General features: G+C 69.2%; 2 protein-coding genes. Both read right to left on the reverse strand.

What is annotated here, in order from left to right:
• Positions 1 to 159 precede the first annotated feature (159 nt).
• A protein-coding gene (locus tag IEZ12_RS40875; RefSeq protein ID WP_444542906.1) for an IS630 family transposase occupies positions 160 to 1,223 on the reverse strand; the annotation gives its coding sequence in 2 pieces (ribosomal slippage) (positions 160 to 776 and positions 776 to 1,223; 1,065 coding nt in all).
• Between the two features lie 446 nt (positions 1,224 to 1,669).
• Positions 1,670 to 3,247 carry a carboxylesterase/lipase family protein gene (locus tag IEZ12_RS37170; protein ID WP_189278835.1) on the reverse strand — a complete coding sequence of 526 codons (1,578 nt, stop codon included), beginning with the start codon at positions 3,245 to 3,247 and terminating at the stop codon, positions 1,670 to 1,672.
• Between the last annotated feature and the right edge of the window lie 309 nt (positions 3,248 to 3,556).

A 3,556-nucleotide genomic window follows, 5' to 3' on the forward strand; every position in this document is an offset into this window, starting at 1 on the left:
CCCTTCACCCGCCCACTCGACCTGCTGGGCATCATTTGACCAGCAGGATTACAAGATCACGGAACTTTGCAACAACCTTGCTCGAACCGGGCATCGCCAGACCGGCCGGCTTCGACCGCGTGAAGCTGCACGGTACTGAACTTGATTGGGTGATGTCGGTCAGCCGTCCATGATCAGGCCGGTGCCGACGAGGCAGCCGTCGACGAGGTCGGGGTGGTGCTGGATCTGTTTGAGCCGGTGCTTCACGGCTCGGGTGATCTGGCCGAGGTCGGCGGCGGCGAGGTTGCCGATGTCGCGTTTGGCCAGCGACCAGATGCCCTCCTGTGGGTTGAGGTCCGGCGCGTAGGTGGGCAGCTGGAACACGGTGAGCCAGTCGGAGTTCGCGGCGATGAACTCCCGCAGCGGCTTGGTCAGGTGGAGGCGGACGTTGTCCCAGACCAGCACGATCGGGCCACCGAGCTGGATCCGGGCGCGGACGATCAGGTCCCGGAAGTCGCGCCAGCCGAAGCCCTTCGGCTCGTCCTTGCGGCCCCGGTACTCGCGAATGCGGTAGATCAGCCGGGACCGTTCGCCGGGTTTGTAGCAGGTCACGCCCGCCATCGACACCCGGCCGGAACCCCGCCCCCGGACTCGAACGACGGGGGTCCGGCCGATCCGGCCCCATGTCCTGGCGCGCGGCGGCGTCATCGACTGCCCTGCTTCGTCCTCGAAGACGATCCAGGCCCCGAGGGCCGCCGCGGCGCTCTTACCCGCGGCCAGGTCTCCTTCTTCCACACCTCGACCGCCGCGTCGTCGCGCTCGATCGCCCGGCGGGCCGGCTGCTGCCACGACCAGCCGTGCCGTTTGAGCAACTGCCACGTGCCCTCGACCGTGTAGGAAACGTGGAACAGTCGGCCGATCAGCGTCTTGATCCGCGCGAGCGTCCACCGCTGATCCGCCCAGCCGTGGGCGAGCGGGCCACGCTCCAACTCCCGTTCCAGCCTGGCAATCTGGTCCGGGCCGAGCCTCGGGCGACCCGGCGATCCCTTCGACTGGATGCCCACCCCTCCACGCTCGCGCCAGGCCCGGCGCCACCGCTCCACCGACCGCTCGCTCACCCGCAGCGCGACAGCGATCTCCCGGTTCTTCTGCCCGCCCTCGAAGCGTTCCACGGCCTGCAGCCGGATCCGCTCCCGCGCGGCCCTCTCGGCGTCGGTCAGCCCGCCGCCCTGCGCGTACCTCACGAACCCAGAGCTACCGGAGCCCACCCACCACTGTCAGGCGAACGGCTCCGACATCACCCAATCAAGTTCAGTGGCCAGGAGAACGGAGGGACCTGCGGCGCGACAGCGGGGGTGCTTGGAGGAGGCGCAGAGCCACGAAACGGTCAACTTCGATCGCGACCACGAAGATCCGCTGCTGTAGTGCAAGTAGCACCCATCACCACTATGACGGTGACGAGTGGGCACCCCGCCGTGACGCTGCGTGGCGTTTGGGGGATCCATTCGTCACTGGGGAATATTGCTCGCCGCCAGCAGGAGGTCGGCGACGGCGGTGTGGAGGGCTCCGTGAGGGCCGCGGGGCGGGCCGCGCTGCCGCCGTGCTCGCGCGCGGCCCACCGGGAGCCCTGGCCCGCAGTGCGAGCGGGCCCCGGTGGGGCAGGGCGTTCAGCTGACCGCCGAGGGGCGGTTCAGTCCTCCTCGGTCTTGGTGAGGAAGTCCACGCCGTCCCAGAGCTGCCGCTCCTGGGAACGGGGGTCCTTGACGACCTCGTTGGCCGAGGTGCCGTCCTTGGCGAAGGTCATGACCGGGCGGTCGACGACGTCGTAGGCGGGCCAGTCGGCGCCGGGCTTGCCGGTGCGCGCGAACGCGATCCAGTGCGAGCGGATCGTCTTCGCAAGGTCGGCGGGCGGGTTGGCGCCGAGGAGCTCCGCGGTCTCGGGGCCGTCGAGGTTGTCCCAGACGAACGGGAGGTCGACGATGTGGGCGGCGCCGAACGGGACCTTCGTGTCTGTGGAGGCGGGCGAGCGCCACCCGAGCTCGTAGACGTAGGCCGGGGCCGCGCCCTCCCGCTGCCGGGTCTCGGCGACGTGGTAGCTGGGGATGCGGAAGAGCCGGTCCGTCATCACGGCGGCGAAGGTCTCGGCAGGCGTGGAACGCGGGTAGACGCCCCCGGAGTTGGCCCGGTAGACGTCGTACGCGTTCGCCGGCGCCCCGTAGACGGCGAGCCGTTCCTTGAGCTTGTCGGCGGGCGCGTCGACGATGTCGGCGTATGGAGCGACGAAGAAGCGGTTCTCCTCCGTGGTCGTCCCGATCAGCAGCGGGATGTCCGCCCCCACGCCCTCGCGGAGGGACTCGATCGGGGCCTTGGGAACCAGGTAGTCGCCGACCACGGGGAGGAACGACATGCCGCACGAGTCGATGGTGGTGTCGCCCCACGAGTCGCGGTCGGCGGACTCGACGACGGCGCCGTGCACCGCCTGCTGGGCCTTGACCACGTCGGCAGGGGCCTTCGGGCCGAGGTAGTGCGCGCTGGGGGAAGGGGCGCCGACGGAGAACGCGACCGCGTAGGACAGGCGGCGCGCGTCATCCACGCTCTGGCCGATGCTCGCGGTGCCGCTCTGCACGATCGCCTTGTGGAACAGGCCGTCCTCCGAGACGACGCCGCTGGATATCAGGGCCAGGATGCTCATCGCGCCGGCCGATTCGCCGAAGACCGTGACGTTCCCCTTGTCACCGCCGAACTCGGCGATGTTCTCTTGCACCCACTCCAGAGCCGCGACCTGGTCCCGCAGACCCCGGTTGGCCTCCCCGGTGTCGAGGCAGCCGAAGCCCTCCATGCCCAGCCGGTAGTTGAAGGTCACGAGCACGACACCGTCGCGCGCGAAGGCGGATCCGTCGTAACAGGTCCCGGCGGAGGAACCGCGCAGGAACGCGCCGCCGTGGAACCACACCATGACCGGCCGCGGATCGGCCTGCTCGCGCGGCGCCCAGACGTTGACGGTCAGGACGTTGTCGCCGCCCACGAGCGCGGGATCGCCGCTCAGCAGCGTGTCGAAGATCCCGTCGGTGGCGCGGGACGGGGCGGGACCGAACGCGTTCGCCTCCAGCACGCCCTCCCAACCGAAGGAAGGCGACGGCGCCGCGTACCGTCGCGTGCCGACCGGGGGCTCCGCGTACGGGATGCCGAGGAAGCTCCCGACCCCGTTCTCGACCCGCCCCGCCACCGTGCCGGCCCCAAGCTCGACCTTCCACACCTCACTGGACACGTTCGTTCCCACCTCGTCTTCGCATCATGGAGTCGCCGTCCTCCGTGGGGATACGGGGACGGCTCACGGACATCATGATCAGAGGGCGCGAGGCAGGCGGCGACTCACCACCAGTTCACCCGATCGAGTGAACCGATCGTCGACAAGCAGCATGAACAGCGCTTTCGATACACGACCTAGTACTGCAACGACACTCCGTGACCTGGTGACCCTGCGCCTCGTTGAGTATTGTGTGTCGGAGAACATAGCTGATGGCTGGTCAGATGAATTCGGTGATTTCACGGCTCGGTTCGCCGGCCGTTTCGGGCG

The sequence above is a fragment of the Kitasatospora griseola genome (assembly GCF_014648555.1).
GTDB classification, from domain to species: domain Bacteria; phylum Actinomycetota; class Actinomycetes; order Streptomycetales; family Streptomycetaceae; genus Kitasatospora; species Kitasatospora griseola.